Origin of the sequence: Accumulibacter sp. (genome assembly GCF_032229525.1) — a bacterium.
Classification (GTDB): domain Bacteria; phylum Pseudomonadota; class Gammaproteobacteria; order Burkholderiales; family Rhodocyclaceae; genus Accumulibacter.
Genome location: NZ_JAVTWB010000145.1, coordinates 1 through 21,354, shown reverse-complemented (window position 1 = coordinate 21,354; position 21,354 = coordinate 1). Strand labels below are relative to the sequence as shown.

General features: G+C 64.6%; 15 protein-coding genes and 1 pseudogene. 11 read left to right on the top strand and 5 right to left on the bottom strand.

The features are described 5' to 3' along the window. Positions 1 to 105: 105 nt before the first annotated feature. A complete protein-coding gene (locus tag RUW20_RS10900; RefSeq protein ID WP_313952237.1) occupies positions 106 to 471 on the top strand; it encodes a response regulator transcription factor in 366 nt (121 codons plus the stop codon). Continuing rightward, positions 468 to 4,391: an EAL domain-containing protein gene (locus RUW20_RS10895; protein WP_313952236.1), complete on the top strand. Its 3,924-nt coding sequence runs from the start codon at positions 468 to 470 to the stop codon at positions 4,389 to 4,391. The genes RUW20_RS10900 and RUW20_RS10895 overlap by 4 nt, the downstream gene beginning before the upstream one ends. Positions 4,392 to 4,443: 52 nt before the next feature. Here the strand turns inward: RUW20_RS10895 and RUW20_RS10890 are convergent, their stop codons facing one another. The 3 genes from RUW20_RS10890 to RUW20_RS10880 all read right to left on the bottom strand — a co-directional run bounded on the left by RUW20_RS10890 (position 4,444) and on the right by RUW20_RS10880 (position 8,408). Further along, positions 4,444 to 5,457: an NADP-dependent oxidoreductase gene (locus RUW20_RS10890; protein WP_313952235.1), complete on the bottom strand. Its 1,014-nt coding sequence runs from the start codon at positions 5,455 to 5,457 to the stop codon at positions 4,444 to 4,446. A gap of 249 nt (positions 5,458 to 5,706) precedes the next feature. Beyond that, the gene (locus tag RUW20_RS10885) at positions 5,707 to 7,347 is read right to left on the bottom strand and encodes a methyl-accepting chemotaxis protein (RefSeq protein ID WP_313952234.1); all 1,641 of its coding nucleotides are present in this window, start codon (positions 7,345 to 7,347) and stop codon (positions 5,707 to 5,709) included. A 200-nt stretch (positions 7,348 to 7,547) separates the two neighbouring features. After that, complete coding sequence (locus RUW20_RS10880) at positions 7,548 to 8,408, bottom strand: DMT family transporter (protein WP_313952233.1); 861 nt, start codon at positions 8,406 to 8,408, stop codon at positions 7,548 to 7,550. A 26-nt stretch (positions 8,409 to 8,434) separates the two neighbouring features. Here RUW20_RS10880 and RUW20_RS10875 point away from each other — a divergent pair, with 26 nt between their 5' ends. The 9 genes from RUW20_RS10875 (at position 8,435) to RUW20_RS10835 (ending at position 19,300) form a co-directional block, all read left to right on the top strand. Further along, positions 8,435 to 8,641: a hypothetical protein gene (locus RUW20_RS10875; RefSeq protein WP_313952232.1), complete on the top strand. Its 207-nt coding sequence runs from the start codon at positions 8,435 to 8,437 to the stop codon at positions 8,639 to 8,641. Continuing rightward, positions 8,641 to 9,906, top strand: a complete 1,266-nt coding sequence (ilvA, locus tag RUW20_RS10870) for a threonine ammonia-lyase (protein ID WP_313952231.1) — start codon at positions 8,641 to 8,643, stop codon at positions 9,904 to 9,906. Before RUW20_RS10875 ends, ilvA begins: the two co-directional genes overlap by 1 nt. A 24-nt stretch (positions 9,907 to 9,930) precedes the next feature. Continuing rightward, positions 9,931 to 13,917 (top strand): PAS domain S-box protein, encoded by a 3,987-nt coding sequence (locus RUW20_RS10865; RefSeq protein ID WP_313952230.1) that lies wholly within the window; start codon positions 9,931 to 9,933, stop codon positions 13,915 to 13,917. Between the two features lie 155 nt (positions 13,918 to 14,072). Further along, positions 14,073 to 14,255, top strand: a complete 183-nt coding sequence (locus RUW20_RS10860; protein ID WP_313952229.1) for a type IV pilin protein — start codon at positions 14,073 to 14,075, stop codon at positions 14,253 to 14,255. Positions 14,256 to 14,281: 26 nt separating this feature from the next. After that, positions 14,282 to 14,650, top strand: a complete 369-nt coding sequence (locus tag RUW20_RS10855; protein WP_313952228.1) for a hypothetical protein — start codon at positions 14,282 to 14,284, stop codon at positions 14,648 to 14,650. Between the two features lie 69 nt (positions 14,651 to 14,719). Continuing rightward, the gene (locus RUW20_RS10850) at positions 14,720 to 15,523 is read left to right on the top strand and encodes an ABC transporter permease subunit (RefSeq protein WP_313952227.1); all 804 of its coding nucleotides are present in this window, start codon (positions 14,720 to 14,722) and stop codon (positions 15,521 to 15,523) included. Beyond that, complete coding sequence (locus tag RUW20_RS10845; RefSeq protein WP_313952226.1) at positions 15,523 to 16,362, top strand: hypothetical protein; 840 nt, start codon at positions 15,523 to 15,525, stop codon at positions 16,360 to 16,362. The genes RUW20_RS10850 and RUW20_RS10845 overlap by 1 nt, the downstream gene beginning before the upstream one ends. Further along, positions 16,359 to 17,255 carry an ABC transporter ATP-binding protein gene (locus RUW20_RS10840; RefSeq protein ID WP_313952225.1) on the top strand — a complete coding sequence of 299 codons (897 nt, stop codon included), beginning with the start codon at positions 16,359 to 16,361 and terminating at the stop codon, positions 17,253 to 17,255. The genes RUW20_RS10845 and RUW20_RS10840 overlap by 4 nt, the downstream gene beginning before the upstream one ends. A gap of 101 nt (positions 17,256 to 17,356) precedes the next feature. After that, positions 17,357 to 19,300, top strand: a complete 1,944-nt coding sequence (locus RUW20_RS10835) for a tetratricopeptide repeat protein (protein ID WP_313952224.1) — start codon at positions 17,357 to 17,359, stop codon at positions 19,298 to 19,300. A gap of 67 nt (positions 19,301 to 19,367) precedes the next feature. Here the strand turns inward: RUW20_RS10835 and RUW20_RS10830 are convergent, their stop codons facing one another. Both RUW20_RS10830 and RUW20_RS10825 read right to left on the bottom strand, forming a co-directional pair. Continuing rightward, positions 19,368 to 20,729 carry a hypothetical protein gene (locus tag RUW20_RS10830; RefSeq protein WP_313952223.1) on the bottom strand — a complete coding sequence of 454 codons (1,362 nt, stop codon included), beginning with the start codon at positions 20,727 to 20,729 and terminating at the stop codon, positions 19,368 to 19,370. Positions 20,730 to 20,901: 172 nt separating this feature from the next. Then, a pseudogene (locus tag RUW20_RS10825) lies at positions 20,902 to 21,354 on the bottom strand (glycosyltransferase); the annotation flags it as partial.

Sequence of the window (21,354 nt, the reverse complement as noted above, 5' to 3'; positions counted from 1 at the left end):
CCGGTGATCAGGATTTTTCTGGCCGCTTCTAGGGGATCGCCCGATGGCGCGAGACCGGCTCGAGGTTCACCCTGACAGGAATGTTCCGTCGAGGAGATTGCTGTCATGCGCGTTGTCAGGCTACTGCTGGTCGATGATTGTCTGGAGTTTCGCAAGCTCCTCGAGCGGTTGCTGCGTCGGCCCGGCTTTGAAGTCACGGGCAGCGTTTCCTCCGGTGAGGAAGCGCTGGCGACGCTGTCCGAGGTGTGCCCGGACGTGGTCATTCTCGACCTCGCAATGCCGGGCCTCAACGGCCTCGAAACGGCGAAACGCATCCGCCAGGAGCGTGCCGACGTCAAGCTGTTGATCCTTTCCCTGCATTCGACGCCCGAGTATCGCCAGGCGGCCGATGCGATTGGCGTTGACGCCTACATCTGCAAGAGCGATCTGGTGCCGGAGCTTTCGCTCACCCTGGCGAGGCTGTGCGAATGAAAGACGATGTCAGTCCTGCCGGCCACCAGCGCCTGGCCACCGTTCCCGGTGCTGGCGAAGCGAAGCGAATTCTGATCGTTGAGGACGATCGTCAACTTGCGGCGCTGCTGGCGCTGCAGCTTGGCGCGGCTGGCTACGAGACGACGCAGGCCTTTGACGGGCCGACGGCGATCGCCATCGCGCGTGGCGCCACCTATGACCTGGTGCTAATGGACATCCTGTTGCCGGGCGAACTCGACGGGATTCAGACAGCGGCCATGATTCGCGAGCATTTCGCCGTGCCGGTGGTGATGCTTTCGGCGGTCAATCCGGAGCAGATCCTCGGGCGATTGCTCGCCTCGGCGCCCTACGGCTTCATCCGCAAGCCGTGGCACGAACAGGCGCTGCGCGTCACCGTCGAACTGGCCCTCGAAAAGCGCCGTGCCGAGCGCCAGCGCGAGCAACAGGAAGCGCTGCTGCGCCATCTGTTTGCGGGTACGGCGCGCAAGACCGGGCAGGCGTTTTTTGAGGCACTGGTCTACGAACTCGCCGCAGCGCTGCACGCCAAGGCCGCTTTTGTCGACGAAATCGTCGGCGTCGGCGCCGGCGCGGCAGAGGCGAGAATCCTCGCCGGTTGCGTCGACGGCCGGCTGGTTTCCGCTGGCAGCTATCCGATCGCTGGAACACTCTGCGGCGAGGTGGTGACGAAAGCGGGCAGCATCCAGCTGGACGGGGTGCAACAACGCTTTGCCAACGACCCGCGGCTTTGCGATTCGGCCATCGAGAATTACCTCGGGACACCCCTGTGTTCGGCCGACGGCACGGTCAGCGGCGTGCTGGCGATCTTCAGCGCGCAGCCCTGGCCCGACGGTGGGCACGCGCGCCTGGTGCTCGAGATTTTTGCCAACCGCGCTGCGGCGGAGCTCGAGCGTCAGCATGCCGTGGCTGCACTGGCCGCCGGCGAGGCGCGCTACCGTGGCGTTCTCGAGACGGCGGCCGACGCCATTTTGCTGGTCGATTCAGCCGGCACCATTGCCCTGGCCAATGCCAGCGCCGAGCTGATGTTCGGCTACCCGCCGGCTGGCCTGAAGGGTTTGTGCATCGATTTGCTGGTTCCCGAGTCGCTGCGCGCCGGACACCAGGGGCAGCGCGCCCGCTTCGACGCCCAGCCACGTCACGGCAGCCTGCGCGGTCCGCAGATCGCCGGCCAGCGCCGGGATGGCAGCGTATTCCCGGCCGAGGTCAGCCTGAGCTACCTGCGCGAAGCCGCCGGACTGCTCATCACCTGTTCGGTTCGTGATGTCAGCGAACACCACCGGCAGGCGCTGGCGCTACGCCGGCTGAATGCGTCGCTGCGCCTGATGCACGCCTGCAACGCTGCTCTGGTACGTGCTGGTAGCGATAGCGAAATCATTGCCCGGATTGTCGACCTGCTGCACCGGCAGGGTGGCTACGCAGCGGTCTGGGTCCAGCTCGTCGGCAGCGATGGCCAGCTCGCGGCCGAGCCGGCTGCTGCAGCCACGGCGGCGGCGCTCGACGGCCTCTGCTGGCACAACGGCTTTCGCGTCGAGCTGTCGCTGCCGGCCCTCGCTCAACGTCAGACCTTGCGCTGCGTGTTCGGCTCCGCCGATTGCCTTTCCGATTGGGTCGGTGACCTCGCCGACCGCGGGCCGCGCGCCGCGATCGCCCTGCCGCTGGTCGCTCGCGGGGCGCCAATCGGTGTGCTCGGCTTGCTCAGCGGTGACCCGCAAGGCTTCGATGACGACGCTGTCGAGCTGCTGGAAGAGCTTGCCGGAGATCTCGCCTACGGCATCTTCGCGCACCGCGCCGAAGCGGGTCTGGTGGTTCTGCAGCGTGCCGTCGAGGCTTCGGGAAACGGGGTGATGATCACCGATGCGGTGGCCACGGATCACCCGATCACCTATGTCAATCCGGGCTTCGAAGCGATCACCGGCTACTCGGCCGCCGAAATGCTTGGAAGCAACGGCCGCTCTCTGCTCGCCGGCCAGCTCGATCAACTCGAACTCGATGAACTGCGGCAAGCCTTGCGTGAGCGGCGCACCACGCAGGTGACCTTGAGCGGCCAGCGCAAGGACGGCACACCGCTGTGGAGCGAACTGACCGTATCGCCGGTTTTCGCCCCGGACGGCAGCCTCGGTCATTTCGTCAGCGTCTTCAACGACATCAGCGAGCGCCGACGCCACCAACACGAGCTCGAACACCAGGCCAATCACGATTCGCTGACCGGCCTGGCGAACCGCAACCTGCTGCACGACCGTCTGCACCAGGCGATCGCCCATGCCCAACGCCATGATGCGGGGCTGGCATTGCTGGTCGTCGATGTCGATCAGTTCAAGCGCGTTAACGACAGTCTTGGTCATGCTCATGGCGACGACCTGTTGCGGATTTTTGCGGCGCGTCTCGCCGACGGCGTGCGCGACGGTGACACCGTTGCCCGCCTGGGTAGCGACGAGTTCGTCCTGATTCTGGGCGACCCGGTCGGCGAGGACGAAGTGGCGCGGGTGATCGCGCGCATCCTCGAAGAAATCGCTCTGCCGGTCGAACTGGGCGGACGCGAGTTCACCATCAGTTGCAGCATCGGTGCCAGTCTGTATCCGCGTGACGGCGAGGACTCCGAGACCTTGCTGAAGAATGCTGACGCGGCGATGCGCCGCGCCAAGGCGGCCGGCCGCGGTTGCTTCCAGTTCTACGAGGCGGAACTGAACATCCGTGTCACCAATCAGCTGGCCCTCGAAAGCGAACTGGCGCACGCGCTCAAGAACGGTGAGCTCGAACTCCACTACCAGCCACAGCTTGATCTGATCAGCGGCGAGATCGTCGGTGCCGAAGCCCTGCTGCGCTGGCGGCACCCCGTGCGCGGAATGCTTGCCCCCGACGACTTCATCACGATTGCCGAGGACAGCGGCCTGATCGTCCCGATCGGCCATTGGGTGTTCGACACTGCCTGCCAGCAGGCGCGTGTCTGGCGCGACGCTGGACTGGTGGTGCCACGCCTGGCGATCAACCTGTCATCGCGACAGTTCCAGAGCGAGGACCTGCCCGACCAGATTTGGGCGGCGATCGCGCGCAGTGGGCTCAACGGCCGCGACCTGGAGGTCGAGCTGACCGAAAGCCTGGCGCTGCAGGATGGCGGTCGGGTGACGGCAATGCTGAGCAGGATTCGCGCGGTCGGGGTGACGACGGCGATGGACGATTTCGGTACCGGGTTCTCGTCGCTCGCCCAGTTGATGCGCTTTCCCGTCGACCGGATCAAGATCGACCGCTGCTTCGTGCGCGACATTCTCACCGACCGGGCAGCGGCCGCTGTAGCGCTGGCGGTGATCGCCATGGCCAAGAGTCTGGGCGTCAAGGTCATTGCCGAAGGGGTCGAGACCGAGGCCCAGCTCAAGTTCCTTCGCGAACGCGGCTGTGACGAAATGCAGGGTTTCTACTTCAGTCCGCCGCTGTCGCAGCAGGACTTCGAGGTGCTGCTGCGCGAGGCGCGCTGCCTGAGCGTGGGTGGCGACAGCGACGCGGACGAGGAGGCGCAAGCGTCGCGGACCTTGTTGTTGGTCGACGACGAAGCGAACATCACCAGTGCGCTGCGCCGGCTACTTCGCGCCGACCGCTACCGAATCTTCAGCGCGAGCAGTGGCGCTGAGGGCCTCGAGATCCTCGCGCGCCACCGCGTCGGCGTGATCATTACCGACCAGCGCATGCCGGCGATGTCGGGCAGCGAATTCATCGCCCGTGCCAATGCGCTGTTTCCAGACTCGGTACGCATGATTCTCTCCGGCTATACCGATCTGCAGTCGGTCACCGACGCGGTAAATCAAGGCGAGATTTACCGTTTCATGACCAAGCCGTGGAACGATGCCGAACTGCGCGCAACGGTGCGCAGTGCCTTTGAACGGTATCGCCGGGATCATCGTCCGCGCTGAGCTGGCGACAGTTGGTGACAGCGCGCCGCGTCGCGGTGACGCTGCCCGCCGGCTATTCCTCGCCGACCTTCACCAGTACCTTGCCGGTGTTGGCCCCGGTGAATAGCTTGCCCAGCGCCGCGGGTGCCGACGCCAGGCCGTCGGAAATGTCGAGGCGGTATTTCATGCGCCCGGCCAGGTGCCAGGCGATCAGCTTCTCGGCGGCCTCCTGCGCACGATCCAGATAGTCGAGGACGATGAAGCCCTGCATCCGGCCACGCTGCATCAGCAGGTGAGCGAGGTTTGACGGGCCCGGCTCGGGCGCGGTGGCGTTGTACTGCGAGATCAGTCCGCACAGCGCGATCCTCGCCCCCAGCTTGAGGTTGCCCAGCACGGCGTCGAGGGTGCGCCCGCCGACGTTCTCGAAGTCGACGTCGACACCTTCCGGGCAGGTCCGTTGCAGCCCGGCGGCCACATCCTCTACTTTGTAATCGATGACCGCGTCGGCACCGAGTTCGTCACGCAGCCAGCGGCATTTCTCGGCACCTCCGGCGATGGCCACCACACGCATGCCCAGGTTCTTGCCGATCTGCACCGCCAGTGAGCCTACCGCGCCGGCTGCCGCCGAAACCACCAGCGTCTCGCCTGCCTTGGCACCGGCGACGTCGGTCAGGCCAAAGTACGCGGTCAGACCGATATGGCCCAGCAGGCCGAAATGCGCACTCAGCGGCAGCGGTATCGGCGGCAGTCTGGTGAGCGCTTTTGCCGGGCCGACGCAGTAACGCTGCCAGCCGAGCATGCCCTGGACGATGTCGCCGGGCTGCAGGGCGGCGTCGCGGGAGGCCTCGACGCGGCCGATACCAATGCCGCGCATGACCTCGCCGAGCTCGAGTTTGGGTAGGTAGCTGTCGGCGTCGTTCATCCAGATGCGGTTGGTCGGGTCGACCGACAGCCAGATATTGCGTACCTGCACCTGGCCGTCGGCCAGCTCGGGCAGGGTCGTCTCCCGCCAGGCGAAGTTCGCGGCGGTGGGCAGGCCGGCTGGCCGGGAGGCCAGATGCCAGGCGGCGTTGATCGTCGTGCTCATGATTTCTCCCGTTTCTCGTCGGATCGCCAGCATGCCTCACGCGGCAGGCCCGGCGCAAACTTTCATCGCGCGTTGGCGCTCGCGCGATGGGGCGTCTGCCTACTGCGCGGTCCGGCCTGGTGCCGGCTGTCGGGAATCCCGACAGGCTGGCCCGATAGCGTAGCCGCTATCGCTGCCAGCGACAGCGATCGGAGAGGCGTGCGGGTGTGTTCCGCGAAGGGCGATGTCAGGGTGGTCAGCCTGTCGCAGTCAGACCTTGAAATAGCCGACAGCAGCCTGCAGCGTTCCGGCAAGTTGTTTCAGCTTCGCGGCGGCTTCCGCGTTGTTCTGGGTCGCCGCATCGGCCTCCTCGGTCATCGAGGCGATGTCCTCCACGTGGCTGGCGATGTCGGTGGCGGCGATTGCCTGTTCCTTGGTCGCCCTGGCCACGTCACGAGCCCTACCCAGAGACTGATCGGCGTGCTGTTGGATCTCATCGAGCAGGCCGGTGGCCTGTGTAGCGAGGTCCTGCCCCTGGCGCACCTTGGGCTCGGCATTCTGCATCGCCACCACCGCCTCACCGGTATCGCCCTGAATCGAGCTGACCATTTCGCTGATCTGCGCCGTCGCCTGGGTGGTGCGCTCCGCCAGCTTGCGCACCTCATCGGCAACGACGGCGAATCCTCGTCCCTGCTCGCCGGCGCGGGCGGCTTCGATGGCGGCATTCAGAGCCAGCAGATTGGTCTGGTCGGCGATCTCCCGGATGACGTTGGTAATCTTGCTGATGTCCTGCGAGCGGCCGACCAGGGCGTGGATGCGCTGCGCAGAGTCCTTGACCGAAACGGCGATACTTTCCAGCTCGCCAGCTGCCTGACGAACGACGTCGGCGCCCTTGGCGGCGAGCCCAGCGGTCTTGCGCGAGTTCTCCTCGCTCAGCAGGGCAATCTCGGACACCTCACTGATACTGACCGTCAGCTCTTCGATGGATGCCGCGGTGGCAGCACTCGATTCGGCTTGCTTGCGCGCCGCGACGCTGATTTCGCTGGCGGCCACGGACAGTTCGCTGGATTCCCTGGCCAGCATTTCGGTGCCCGCGTTGATCTGTCGCACCACCCCGTTCAGTCTGCTCTGCATGGTTACCAGTGCGCCGAGCAGGTTTCCCGGCAGCTGGCTCCTGGAGGTGATGGTCTGCGTCAGGTCGCCTTCAGCGATATGTTCGACCTGGGTCGCCGCCAGTGCCGGTTCGCCGCCGATCTGTTGTTGAACACTGCGGTTGATGGTCCAACCGAAAACACCGAGCAGTACGCTGATCACGCCAACGAAGGCGATGGTGCGGCTGGCGCTGGCCCAGAAGGCGGCATCCACATCCTCGATGTAGACGCCGGTGGCCACCCACCAGCCCCAGGGGGCGAAAACCTTGGCGTAAGCGATCTTGGCGATCGGTTGCTCGGAGCCGGGCTTGGCGAACTTGTAATCCATGCTCGCCTCACCGTTCTTCTTGAGCAGCTCGATCCACTCCTTGATGTATTCCTTGCCGGTCGGGTCCTTGGCATCCAGCGTGTTCTTGCCTTCGCGCTCCGGCTTGACGCCGTGCATCATGGTGGTGCCGGTCAGGTCGTAGATGAACAGGTAGTCATCGCCGTTGAAGCGGCTCTTGCGCAAACCTTCCTTGGCCCGCTGCTGCGCTTCTTCCGGCGTCAGCTTGCCCGCCTGCTGCAGGTCGTACTGCTCCTGCAGTACACCCATGGAAGCGTTGACGACATTGCGGATGGCCAGACGTTTTTCCTGCAGCACTTGCTGGCGTAGTTCGAAGACCGAAAGCGCTCCCAATCCGAGCAGTCCCACCAGCATGCCGATGAGCAAGGTATACAGGCGCGTGGTCAGTGTCAGGTTTCGCAGAAAAGTGAGCATGCTCATGTCTCCAGGTGTTTTCCATGGCTAGCCGAAGGACCCTTGGTGACAAGAATCCTCTGTAGACAACGGCCAGAAACCAGCAATACTTTAGCGATAGTCACTTTGTACACCAAACCGCGTCACTTTGATGCACTTCGGACACTTCGGGCGCCCCGGATGCCCGTGACGGGCAGTGGATTGAGCTTTCTGATGCAGCTCTAGCGGGCGGCCGTTGGCGCAGGGGCGGGCGGGTGCGAGAAGTGTGTCGCCGCTAACCCGGACGCGACGATCAGCCCGATCGCCAGCCAGGACCAGCGGTCGGGCGTCTCGTTCCAGAAGACCATCCCGAACAGGCTGGCAAAGACCACCGTGCTGTAAGCCAGCGCTGCCGTTGTCAGGGTCCCCGTCGCGGCATAGGCCCGGGTCATCGCCAATTGGGCGGCAGTGGCGAAAACGGCGACCCCGAGCAGCAGCGAGCCGCTGCGCAGGTCGACCGGATGGACCTCGGAAAACAGCAGCCAGAGGGCGGCACAGAGCGACGACACCAGCGCGAAATGAAAGACGGTGCGTATTTCCGGTTCTCCGCGCCAGCCCAGTTCGCGGACGCTGAAATAGGCCATCGCAGCCAGGGCGCCGGAAATCAGGCCGAGCAGGCTGCCGACCCACTGTTCGGCATGCAGCGTCGGTTTGAGCAGCAGGGCGACGCCGGTCAGCCCGATCACCAGCGCGCCGACGATGCCGGCGGTCAGGCGCACGCCGGAGCAGGCCAGGTAGATGGCCAGGAAGATCGCCGAGGTGTAGTTGAGGGTCACGGCGGTGGCCAGCGGCAGCAGGGTGATCGCCGAGAAATAGGCGATCACCGCCGCGAAGCCGAAGACGCCGCGGCTGAGTTGCCAGTGCCAGTGCGCTGTTGCCAGCGACACACCGCGCAGCCGGGCCAGGGCAAAGACCAGCAGCAGCGAGATAAAGCTGCGGTAGAAGACGATTTCCACCGCCGAATGGTTCGCCGCCACCAGTTTGACGCACACCCCCATGCAGGCGAACAGGAGGCTGGCGACGACCATCCAGAGAGATTGCATGGCAGGATTTCGCGAGACGGAGAGCGTTGGATTCTAACCCCAGCCTGGTTATCGATAGCGTTAGACTGTGCTCTTCGTCAATCTTGCCCGGCCGCCATGCGGGCGGTCTGCACGCCATGGACTTGCCGGTCGAAGCGTTGATCATCCTGCAGGCGCCTGTCATCGCGGTGAGAGCCGGCGGGCTGATCCAGCCGTTGCCGGCGCGCGGGCACTGGGTACCGGCCACAACGTGATGGACCACATCCCGCTGACTCTCGCCGACCTTGAGCAAGCCCGCGCGCGCATCGCCGCTGCCGTGCTGGCGACGCCACTGTGGCTCAACGATGTGCTCTCGCGTGACTTTGGCGTGCCGATTCATTTCAAGCTCGAGAACCTGCAGCCGACCGGCTCGTTCAAGCTGCGTGGCGCCACGCACAAGATTGACCGGCTGCTCGCCAGCACCGGTGCGGGTGGTGCGGGTCGCAGCGCTGCTACGTTACGCGGGGTGATCGCCGCGTCGGCCGGCAACCACGCGCAAGGCGTGGCCCGTGCGGCGCGGGCTCAGGGCTTGCCGGCGACCGTGGTGATGCCGGTGGCGGCATCGCTGACCAAGATCGAGGCCTGTCGCGGGCTCGGCGCCGAGGTCATTCTTGCCGGCGCCAACCTCGAGGAAGCGCGCGCCCTGGCCGAGGTGCTGGCGGGCGAGCGCGGGCTCGAGTTTGTGCACCCCTACGATGACTGGCAGATCATCGCCGGCCAGGCGAGCGTCGGACTGGAAATCATCGAAGCGCTGCCGACCGCCAGCCTGGTCGTCGTCCCTCTCGGTGGTGGTGGCCTGCTCTCCGGCGTCGCCCTGGCGATCAAGCTGCAACGTCCGGATGTGCGCGTTGTCGGCGTGCAGACCGAGACCGTCGCACCGTTCCGGCGCTTTCTCGAAGACGGCAGTCTCGAAGTCGTCTCGCCATCGGCGCACACCATCGCCGACGGCATCAAGGTCAAGGCGCCCGGGGTACTGACGCGGCAGGTGATCGCCCGCCACGTCGATGCCATCGTCACCGTTGACGACAATGCCATCGCCGAAGCGATGGTCTGCCTGCTCGAACGCACGCGGACGATCGGCGAGGGCGCCGGCGTCGTCGCGCTGGCCGCGCTGCTGAAGGGCAAAGTGGTGCCGCGGCCGGACGATTGCGTCGTCGTTCTGGTCAGCGGCGGTAACGCCGACATGACCCTGGTCGGCCGCTCGATCGATTATGGTCTGGCTTCGAGTGGCCGCCTGATGAGCCTTGCCGTACGGGTGGCGGATACGCCGGGTCGGCTGGCCGCGCTGCTCGGGGTCGTCGCCGAGCATGGCATGAACGTCCGCCACGTCGAGCACCGGCGCGGCGAACTGCACGTGCCGGTGGGCATGACCGAGATCATCCTGCAGATCGAGACGCGCGATTTTCCACACCAGCGCGAGCTACTCGACCACTTTGCCGCGCAGGGCCTTGACGCGCGCAATCTGATCGAAGCCGCGTAAGCGGGGAATCGTCGCTCGACCGCCATGCGCAGCGCTTCGTCACCGACCGCCAGAACCCTTTCCTCGGCGCGGCCGCTGTGGCTCTGGCTGGCCTTGCGCTTCGTCCTGGCGGGGGTGTTGCCCCTGCTGCTGGTGGCTGCGCTGGTGCTGTCCTGGCGTTTGCCGCAGGCGCTCGCCGACATCGCGGACCGCCACCAGGCGCTCGCGCGTGCCATCTCCGGTCAGATCGAGGCGCATTTGCTCGGTGCCGGGCGTGAGTTGGCCGCGGTGGCCGAGCATCTACGCCAGCAAGGTGAACGCTCGCCGTCGTTCTGGTTCGCCGCCCTCGATGCGCACGCCGGCGTCGGCGAAGTGTTCTCAGCGATCTACATCGTTGATGCCAGGGACTCGCTCTTCGCTGTCGGCTTGCCCGAGGGGCAGCGTGGCCAGCGGCGCGATCTACTGAATATCGACCTTTCCCGATGGGCCGTTCTGCGCGAGGCGCGGGCGCGCAACGCTGCGGTGTGGTCGCCGGTCTTCCTGTCGGCGCTCAGTGCGCAGCTGGCGGTCAGCCTGGCGATCCCGGTCGCCGATCGAGCCGTGATTGGCGAGGTTTCGATCGGCCGGCTCTCCGAGTTTCTCGCCCAACTGCCGATCGAAGCCGGGATGTCGACGATGATTCTTGATCGCCAGGGGCAGGTCGTCGCCCATTCCCAGCGTCGCCCGGGGATACAGCAGCTCAACCTCGGTCAGTTGTCGATCGTCGGCGAGGGCTTGCGCGGGCGTTTCACCACTCAGGAGTTCTCGTGGGACGGTGAGCCGTTCATCGGTACCCTGGTCAGCGTTCCCCAGCTCGGCTGGATGGTGCTGGTGGCGCAGCCGCGAAGTGACGTGCTGAAACCCTTCCTGGCCACTTTGTCGGCGCTGCTCGTCGGTGCGCTGGTCGCCCTGCTGCTGGCGACCTCCGCCACCTTGATCCTGGCGCGCGGCTTTGCCCGGCGCCTCGGTCGCTATACCGCCCAGGCCCGTGCCCTTGCCGACGGCGACTACGGTCAAGGCTGGCCGCTTTCGAACATCAGGGAACTGGACAGCCTGGCCGATGACCTCGATCGCATGTCGCTGGCGATTCGTCAACGCGAGCAGGATCTGGCGAACAGCGAGGCGCGCTATCGATCGGTGATCAGTAATGCGCCGGTGGTGATCTTCCAGTTTGACCAGCATGGCGTGTTGTCACTCAGCGAAGGCAAAGGCCTGGCAGGCGGCGGTCTGGGGCCTGGTGAAGCGGTTGGCCAGTCGCTGTTCGATATCTACCGCGACTATCCCGAGATCTGTCAAGCGGCGCGCCGGGCGATAGCCGGCGAGGCCCTGCATTTCACCGCGCGGATTCGGGGAACCTCGTTCGAGACCTATCTCAATCCAGTGCCGGCGGATGACGGTTCGGTGCAGGTGATGGGCGTGGCGCTGGACATCACCGAGCGCGTTCGTGCCGAAGAGCTGTTGCGGCAAGCAAACCTGGTGGTCGAGAACAGCCCGGCGATGCTCTTCCGCTGGCGGGCCGAGGAGGGCTGGCCAGCGGTCTTCGCCTCGCCCAATGTCAGCCAGCTCGGCTACTCCGCCGAAGAACTGCTCGATGGGTCGATCAACTTTGCCGCCCTGATCCACCCCGACGATCTGCAGCGGGTCGGCAAAGAGGTGCAGGACCACGTCGACCACGGTGACGATCGATTCCAGCAGGAATACCGCATCGTCACCCGCGACGGCACGATACGCTGGGTAGACGACCGGACAGCAGTGCAGCGGAATGCCGCCGGCCAGGTGACCCACTATCTCGGCGTAGTCATCGATACCACCGAGCGCAAACAGGCCGAACAGGCGCTGCAGCGAGCCAACCGGCAGTTGCAGATGATCAGCGACTGCAAACAGGCGCTGATCCGTGCCACCGACGAGAGCGAGTTGCTGAACACCGTCTGCCGCATTCTGGTCAAAGTCGGCGATTTCCGAATGGCCTGGGTTGGTTTCGCCGAACACGACCAATCCAGCGCCCTGCGGCCAGTGGCTCACGCCGGCCAGGAGGCCGGTTATCTCGATCGGTTGAATGCCGGCCGGGCAGGCGGCAGGCGTGGGCGGGGCGCCCATGGCACCGCCATTCGTACCGGTCGACCCTGCCTGGTGCAGAATATTGCCAGCGATCCTCGCTTCGCGCTCTGGCGTGCGGACGCGCTGGCGCGTGGCTATGCCGCCCTGTGCGCCTTGCCGCTGCGGCACGGCGAGCGGACCCTGGGCGCGTTGACCATCTACTCGTCGCTGCCGGACGTTTTCGATGCCGACGAAGTCGCCCTGCTGAGTGAGCTGGCCGGCGACCTGAGCTTCGGCATCACGGTGCTGCGGACCCGCATCGATCGCCAGGCGGCGGATCAGGCCCTGCGGGGGAGCGAGGCGCACTACCGACTGCTCTTTGAAAGCAATCCCCATCCGATGTGGGTCTACGATCTGGAAACGCTCGCCTTCCTGACCATCAATGATGCCGCGGTGACGCGATACGGCTACTCGCCTGACGAGTTCCTGAACATGACTGTTCTCGACCTGCACCCGCAAGAGCACACCGCGATCCCGCTCGAGGACATTCTGGCGGAGGAGCCGTGGGTCGATTGCGCCGGCATCTGGCGACATCGCCTCAAGGATGGAACGATCATCGACGTCGAGCTGATCGCCCATCCGATCAGCTACCAGGGGCACCCGGCAGCACTGGTTCTGGCCGAAGATATCACCGAGCGCAAACGTTCCGAGCAGGCGGTGCTGCAGAGCGAGCTGAAGTACCGCGAACTGGTCGAGAACGCCAACAGCATTATCCTGCGCTGGAACCCGAAGGGCGAAATCACCTTCATCAACGAGTTTGGCCTGCAGTTTTTTGGCTATGCCGAAGAGGAACTGCTGGGGCAGCATGTGGTCGGGACGATCGTTTCGCCCGGCGGGGCCAACGGTCGGGATCTGCAACCGCTGATGGAGGATATCTGCCACCATCCCGAGCGCTTCGAGCACAACATCAACGAGAACATGCGCCGTGGCGGCGAGCGGGTCTGGGTCTCCTGGACCAACCGGGCAGTCACCGATCATCGCGGACAGGTGGTCGAGGTTTTCAGTGTCGGCTCGGACATTACCGCGCGCAAGCGGGCGGAGGACGAACTGCAGCGCCATCGCGAGCACCTCGAGGAACTGGTGGCCGAGCGTACCGCCGAGTTGCGTCAGGCGATGGCGCAGCTGGTGCAGACCGAGAAGCTGGCGGCACTCGGCAATCTGGTGGCCGGCGTGGCGCACGAGCTGAACACGCCGCTCGGTAACGCGCGCGTCGTCGCCAGCGTCCTTGCCGAGGAGTTTCGCAAGTTCGCGGCGGCCATGGAGTCCGGCCGCCTGCGTCGTTCGCAGGCCGATGCCCTGCTCAGCCAGGGGCGCGAAGCGGTCGAGTTGCTCGAACGCAATACCGCCCGTGCCGCCGACCTGCTCGGCCACTTCAAACAGGTGGCGGTGGACCAGAGCAGCGCCCGCCGACGTTCGTTCGACCTGCGCCAGACCGTCGACGAGATGATGGTCAGCCTGCGGCTCAGCTTCAAACATACCCGGCACCGGATCGAGCTGCAGATTCCCGCCGGCCTGGAGCTGGACAGCTACCCCGGCCCGCTCGAACAGGTGATCGCCAACCTGGTCGGCAATTCCCTGCTGCACGGCTTTGACGGGATCGACGAAGGCTGCATCCAGATCGCGGCGCACGCCGTCGACCCCGATCAGGTGGTGTTGCGCTATAGCGACAACGGGGTGGGTATCGCGGCGGCAACGCTCAACCGCATTTTCGAACCCTTCTTCACCACCCGCCTCGGCCAGGGCGGTAGCGGCCTGGGGTTGTACATGGTCTACAACCTGGTGACCGCGGTATTGGGCGGCACCATCGCGGTGGATAGCGCCGCCGGTCAGGGCGCCAGCTTCACCCTGACCCTGCCGCGTACGGCACCCGACCGCAGCGCAGGCGGCGGGAACTGACAAATTTTGTCACTCGGGTGACGGAATGGGGCGGGATCGTCGCGCGCGGCGTGCGAAAAATCACGCTTTTGCTTGGCTGCAGCCCCTGGCACGGAACTTGATTACAGTTAAAGCAACGGGTTGTCCGTTTAACTCACTGGAAGGAGTTGAATCCCATGAAGAAGCTACAAAAAGGTTTCACCTTGATCGAGCTGATGATCGTTGTAGCGATCATCGGTATCCTCGCTGCCATCGCCATTCCGCAGTTTACGGAGTACACCAGGAAAGGTGAGGACAAGGCCGCACAGTCCGACGCGCGCAACCTGCTGACCACCGCGATCGCGAACTCGACGGTCTAACCCCATTTCCTGATTGGAGACTGCAAATGAAAAACATCATCATGGGTTCGGTTCTTGCCATCGCAGCCGTCACCTCCCTGTCGGCGAATGCCGCCAACACTTCGATTTGTACCGGTGCCGGTGCGGCCGCCAACGGCGCAACGGTCACCGCTTCCGCTACCAGCTTTGTCAAGCAGACCTTCATCCCGAAGTGTTCGGCCAATGTCTTTTTGACCGGAGACGATGCCAGCGCGACGCTCTACAAGGTGGGTGCAGCATCACTCAAAGGCAGATTCACCTTTGGCGGTTCGTCGGCCGGTGGCGCGGTGAGTAGCGCGGGCCTTGCGTGCGCAACTGCCGGCGCCTGTGCGCAAAGCGATGCGAATGCGGCGGCCGCCGCGGCGCCCGATTCCTGACCGCGATTTTCTGGTCTAATAGAGGGCGCGCCGCGGGGTGCGCTCTTTTTTTGTGGGTAGCGGACAGTCATGCTTGAGTTTGCCCTTTCCGGGCTGCGTTCCGGCCTGCGCGGAAGAAGCTTTCACGCCGTCTTCCTGCTCGGCGTGCTGATGATCGGCATCGCCTATTTTTCCGGCTTCTTCTCACCGCGGCAGCCGCAAACCGTCGCGCTCGACGTCGGTTTTTCGGGGATTCGCTTTTCGCTGGTCCTGCTCAATCTGTTCTGGGTGCAGGAACTGGTGGCACGAGAGATCGACCGGCGGGTGATCCTCTTTTCGCTGGCCTATCCGGTCTCGCGCGGCGCGTTTCTGGCCGGGCGCTTCGCCGCAATCCTGCTCCTGTCGACACTGGCGGCAGTGCTCCTCGGTTTCCTGCTGCTGCTGGCCGTGCTGCTGGTCGGTGGCGGCTACAACCAGGAGTTCGGCCTGGCGCTGGGCGTGCCCTTCTGGAGCGCGCTGGCCGGCCTGACCCTCGATGCGGCCGTCGTCGCCGCATTTGCCCTGTGCATCGCGGCCTTGTCCACGGTTTCGGTTCTGCCGCTGGCCCTGGGGGCCGCTTTTGCGGTCGCCGGCAAGGCGCTCGGCGCCACGGTCGCCTACCTTTCGCGAGGCGCTGACGGCGACGTCGAATTGGTCGCCAGTTACAACCCGGCGATCGACCTGATCCGCTGGCTGGTCCCGGATCTCTCCCGCCTCGATTGGCGGGAGTGGGCGATGTATCAGTTGCCGCCGGGAGCCGATGTGGTGTTGTGGTCGGTGACCATGGCCGTCGCCTACATCGCCCTGCTGCTGGTTTGCGCGAGCCTGCTGTTCTCGCGGCGAGAGTTTTCCTGATGCAGCGTTCGCTGACGGCGCTACTGTGCTTGGCCGCTATCGTCTCGACGTTCACCTACGGTCTTGCCCAGCAACGCTTGTCCGCCTTGTCTCGCCCGGCTTCCGCGCCGGAATTGCTGATTTCGCTGCCGCGCTTTGCGCAGGTCCTGCTGGCCGGCGGCGATCGTTATCTGGCGGCCAATCTGGCGGGGTTTCGCGTGCTGGTCGCCGACACCAGTCGGATGAGCGCCGCCGACTACGCGGTACAGGCGAAGCTGCAACGCGATATTGCCTGGTTCAATCCGCTACACGAAGACAACTACTACATTGCCGCGGCGATCCTGCCCTGGAACGGCCAGGTGGACGCGGCCCAGTATGTGCTGCGCAAGGCCTCGGACGCACGGACCTTTGACTGGTACCCGCTGTTCCATTACGGTTTCCTCTTCTATCATTTTCACAAGGATCCGGCGGCCGGCGCCAAGTGGCTGCTCGAAGCGGTTCCGCGGGCGAGAAATCAGCAGGACGAGTGGGCTTTGCAGAACCTGGCGGCAATGTGGATCGAGAAGGGCTACCGCACCGCCAATGCGGCGGGGATGGTCGAGGGGATGGCGGCCAATTCCCCCAAGGGGGCTTTCCGCAACTATCTGCAGGTCAGGGCGCAACGCTTGCGTGACCTGGCGGCCCTGCAGGATGCGGTCACGCTCTATCGGGAGCGTTATGGTAAGGGTGTGGAAAAACTCGACGATCTGGTGCGCGGTGGCGTGATCGCCGCGCTGCCCGAGGATCCGCTGGGCGTCGGCTTCGCCCTCGATGCCTCGGGCTGGCCGATCCTTTCTGCAGCGTCCGAGGGCTCGAAATGACGGTTCCCGCGATCACCATTGAAGGGCTCGAGAAACGCTATCCGAGAAAGTGGCGATCGGCGTCCGTCGTTGCGCTCGACGGCGTGTCGCTGACCGTTGAGGCGGGCGAGGCTTTCGGCTTCATCGGTGCCAATGGCGCCGGCAAGACGACGACGATCAAGATCCTGATGGGGCTGATCCAGGCGACGGGTGGAAGCGCCCGCCTGTTCGGCACTTCGGTGGCGCTGCCGAGTGCCCGCCGTGGCCTGGGCTACGTTCCCGAAAACCCCTATCTCTACGATTATCTGACGCCGCTCGAACTGCTCGAGATGGGTTTGCGCCTGCATCGCGTCAAGCTGGCGGCGCCGCAGGCCCACTGCCGGGAATGGCTGGAGCGGCTGGGTCTGGCGCATGTCGCCGGCAAGGCGATTCGTTCGTTCTCCAAGGGCATGACGCAGCGGGTGGCGATTGCCCAGGCGCTGTGCATCAAGCCGCGCCTGCTGATTCTCGATGAGCCACTGTCAGGTCTGGACCCGCTCGGTCGGCGCGATGTGGTCGATATCCTTTCCGAATACAAGCGCGGGGGCGGAACCCTTTTCCTGACCTCACATGTGCTGCACGACGTGGAACGGCTCGCAGACCGCTTCGGCTTGATTCACCAGGGCGTGTTGCGTGCCGTTCGAGCGCCTGCTGAACTTGCCGGTGACCAGGAGACGGTGCTGGTGCGCACTTTCGGTGAGGCGCCTGTGGACGGGATGCGCGAGGATTTTGCCGGGCGCTGGATCGGTGAAGTGGCACGTCCCGATCTGTGGCGGCGGCTCGAGGCCTTGCATCAGGCCGGGCATGTGCTGCTGGAGGTTCGCCCCAGCCTGTCGCTGGAGGTGGCGTTCATGCGCGCCGTGGGGCAGTCTTGACCGGTTGTGTCACGGTGCTGAATGGTGGATAGCCGCTTGAGCCACCGACCGACTTGACGTCATCCCTTTCGAACTGATTGTTGCAGAGTGCCCGCCAGAAAATGAAGAGTTCCCGCAAGAAGTCGCAGACAGGTGGCGCCAGACGTCCGCCGCTGGATCCCGAATGCATCGCCCTCATGCGTCTGGTCGATGCCGCGCGCTACGCGGAGGTCGAGTCGGCGGCGCGCCGCATCCTCGCCGGTCGTCCCAAGCAGCCGCTGGCCCTGAAAGCACTCGGTTTCGCCCTGATCGGGCAAGGCCGTTACGACGACGCCTTACCCATTGTCGCCTTCTCGCTCGAACGCAATCCCCATGATCCGGAAGCACACAATAACCTTGGGATCGTCCTCTCGGCGTTGATGCGCTGGGACGAGTCGATCAAGTGCTTCGCGCGTTCGATCGAGATCAAGCCGGATGATCCGGAGGTTCTGAAAAACTACGGCGGCGCCTTGTCGCGGATGCACCGGTTCGACCAGGCGGTGCCGTACTTTCTCAAGGCGATAGAGGTCTATCCCGGCGATTATCTGGAGGCCATCGAACAGCTTGCCAACGCATTGCTCAGCGCCAATCGCAACGATGAAGCCTGGGTTTGCCTCAACGAACTGTGGAAGAATGACAGCAGCAACACGACGGTCTTGTCGCAACTGGTCTGGGCAAGCCTCAAACGGTGCGATTGGAGCGATCTGCAGGCGAGGCTGCTGACCCTCCGGGCGCTGACCGAAGACTATCGCCTGCTGATCGACAGCCCGTTCCCGGCGCTTTCCTTTGCCGGGGTCACCCCCGAGGAGCAGCTGCGGGTGGCATCGAATTTCGCGCGGTGGGGCTTTCCGGCAAGTGTTCTCGACGCCCCGGGTCTCGAATCGGCTGTCGTCAGCGAGGGCCAGCCACCCCGCTCACGACTACGTGTTGGCTACCTTTCTGCCGACTTCCGGACCCATGCGGTTGGTCTGATCATGCCGCAGGTCATCGAGTTGCACGATCGATCCCACGTGGAGGTGTTCGGCTATTCGATGGGAGTCGACGATCACAGCGAGACGCGCAAGCGCTTGAGTGCAGCCTTCGACCATTTTGTCGATCTGCGGGACTGCAGCGTAGCCGAGATGGCCCGGCGCATGCGCAGCGACGCCATCGACATCCTGATCGATCTCCACGGCTGGACTACGGACGGACGACCCGAGGCGTTGGCTTTTCGTTGTGCGCCGCTTCAGGTCAACTGGCTGGGTTATGCGGGGACTCTCGGCCACCCAAAGCTGGCCGATTATCTTCTTGGGGACCCTGTGGTCACCCCTCTGGCACACCAGCACTGCTATACGGAGACGCTCGCGCATCTGCCCAACTGCTATCTGCCAGCGGATTGCACGGTCACGCTGGGTGCTCGACCGTCGCGGCGCGAGGCCGGGCTACCGGAAGAAGGTTTCGTTTTTTCTTCGTTCAACAACAGCTACAAATTCAACCCGCAGGTCTTCGACCTCTGGTGCCAGTTGCTGGGCGAGTCCAGGGGCAGTGTGCTGTGGTTGAGTCAGCCCGGCGAGTCCGCGCCCGACCGCTTGCGCAAGGAAGCGGAAGCCCGCGGCGTCGATCCGGCGAGAATCATTTTCGCACCGCGGGTCGACTCGCGGGCCGATCACCTGTCACGCCAGCAACTGGCGGATCTGGCGCTCGACCCGTTTCCGTACAACTCGCATTCGTCGGGGGTCGAGATTCTGTGGGCCGGGGTGCCGATGGTCGCGCTACTCGGGGACACTTTTCCGGGACGCGTCGGCGCCAGCCTGCTGCGCGCTGCAGGACTCGACGAATTGATCGCCGAGTCGCCCGACGCCTACTACCGGATCGCACTGGACCTGGCTCGCAACCCGCAACGTTTGCGTCAGATCCGTACCAGGCTGGACGAGAACAAGCGCGACTGCCCGCTGTTCGATATGCCGCGTTTCGTTCGTTCACTGGAGGAGGTGTATTTCAGAATGTGGACCGACCACCTGTCGGGGATCCGGAGGGCGCTTGTCTGATCGCGGCTGCTGCGGGGCGGTCTTTGTCAAAGGCCTCAGCTGGGGCGCGCAAACTACTGGTGAACGGTCATTGCGGGTCGATGCGGGGCGCCGCCGGTAGCGGCTTCAGCAAACGCTGCAATGGCGACGCGCCGAGATGTCCGACGTAGTGCGCCGCAGGCTGGCCGCCCTGGCGATCGGCCAGCGTCTGTCGGTAGTCCGGCCGCCAGTGCGGGAAGACGACGGCACGCCAGAACTCGTTGAATGCGGTGTGTGCGCCGATGACCAGAAACAGGCCGGCAATCCACAGCGTCGACCGCGAAGATCCTTGCCCCGGTGCAAGCAGCGTCTGCAGGCAGATCACCAGCAGGATCACCAGCGGTATGGTGCTGAGTCGCAGGCCGAGATCGTTGGTCGGGCCGAAACGCAGCAGCGGCAGCGCCAGCAGCAGGCCTACCGCAAGCCAGAACTCTGCTCGCGCCGCCCGCAGGTGTGGCGCAATGACCATCGCCAGGAACAGGAATTCGCAGCCGACGAAGAGCAGGTAGCTGTGCAGTGACACCGCCTGCAAGGCGTAGCGGGCACCAGCGGTGGGCACGGTCGGCACGGCGGACTCGATGTGCCCGACATCGATGGTCAGGAACAGCAGCAGCGGCAGCGAAACGACTGTCGCCGCGATGGCGGCGTCCCACGGCACGCTGCGCCAGCCGAATTTCCGGATGCTGTTGATCGCGCCGAGGACGACAAACGGCAGCAGCCCGATCACCGCGAAAGGGGTCCAGATCAGCGTCAGTGGCAGCATGGCGCTTGCCACCCGGAGGAATTCCCGGCCTTGGCGATGGCGAAAGCAGAGCAGGGCGGCGATCCAGCCTGCCAACGCGTGATTGGGTGCCCATAGCAGTTGACCGGTCAGCGAGGGGTAACTCAAGGGAACCCACCATTCCAGGCGCAGGGGAAAGATCGGCAGCGCCTCGGTGGCGATCAGGACGCCGACGATGTCCATCCCGCTGAAGAAGACCACCAGCAGCAGTCCAATGCCGAGCCGCCAGCCGGCTCGCCCAGGCAAGGGCAGCAGCAGCAAAAAAATGAGCACGCCGGCCGTCGTCCACAGGTAGACGGCGAGATCGAGGTGCGCCAGACCGAAGATCTTCCCGAACAGGGCCGGTGGCAGGAAATAGCCGATCGCCGAACGAAGGATCAGCGGTGCGCCATCGGCCGCCAGATAGTGTACCGGCCAGTCCAGCTGCGCCAGGTCGCCGAGCACCGCATCACGGATTTCCCAGTCCGGGTTGGCATACAGGAAATGGCTGCCGCCGCCGAAGGCCGACCACGCGCAAGCCGTTGCGACGATCAACAGGATGGCCGAGCGCGAATGTCCCGAGTGCCATGCAGCTGGAGCTGGCCGGCACACCCTGGCGATGAGATAGAGCAGCGCGGCGCTCAGCAGCAAGGCCAGCGGCAGGCGAAACCAGCCAAGGAGAAAGATCAGATTGGGTATCGCCAGATAGGCCAGCGCGAAAGCCGTCAGTCCGTCGACGTCCTTCGGCTCACCGATCAGTGCGGCAGATCCAGATGGTTGGGGCCACAGTTCGGAAAGCGAAGTGGGTTCGCTTCCGGTTTCTTCAGTCGTCGTCCGGCGAAAAATTGATGCGCTCCTTCTCGATCACCAGCGGTCGCTTCAGTACCTGCGTGTGGATTGCACCAATGTATTCGCCCAGGATGCCGATGAAGAAGAGTTGCACCGAGGCGAAGAAGAAGAAGCCGATCAGTACCGGCGCCACGCCGACGGAGAACTGATCCCAGCGGATCAGCTTATAGATCAGGTAGGCGATGGCGACCAGCAGGCTGAGCGCCGAGAGTCCGAATCCGGCCATCGTCGCCAGGCGTATCGGTACCTTGGAATGGTTGGTGATGCCGAGCATCGCCACGTCGTAAAGCGTGTAGAAGTTGTTTTTGCTGAGGCCGCGGCTGCGCCGTGGCTGCACGAACGGGATTTCGGCGTGTTCGAAGCCGATATCGGCGATCAGGCCACGGAAGTAGGGGTAGGGGTCGTCCATCTGGCGAATGATCTCGAC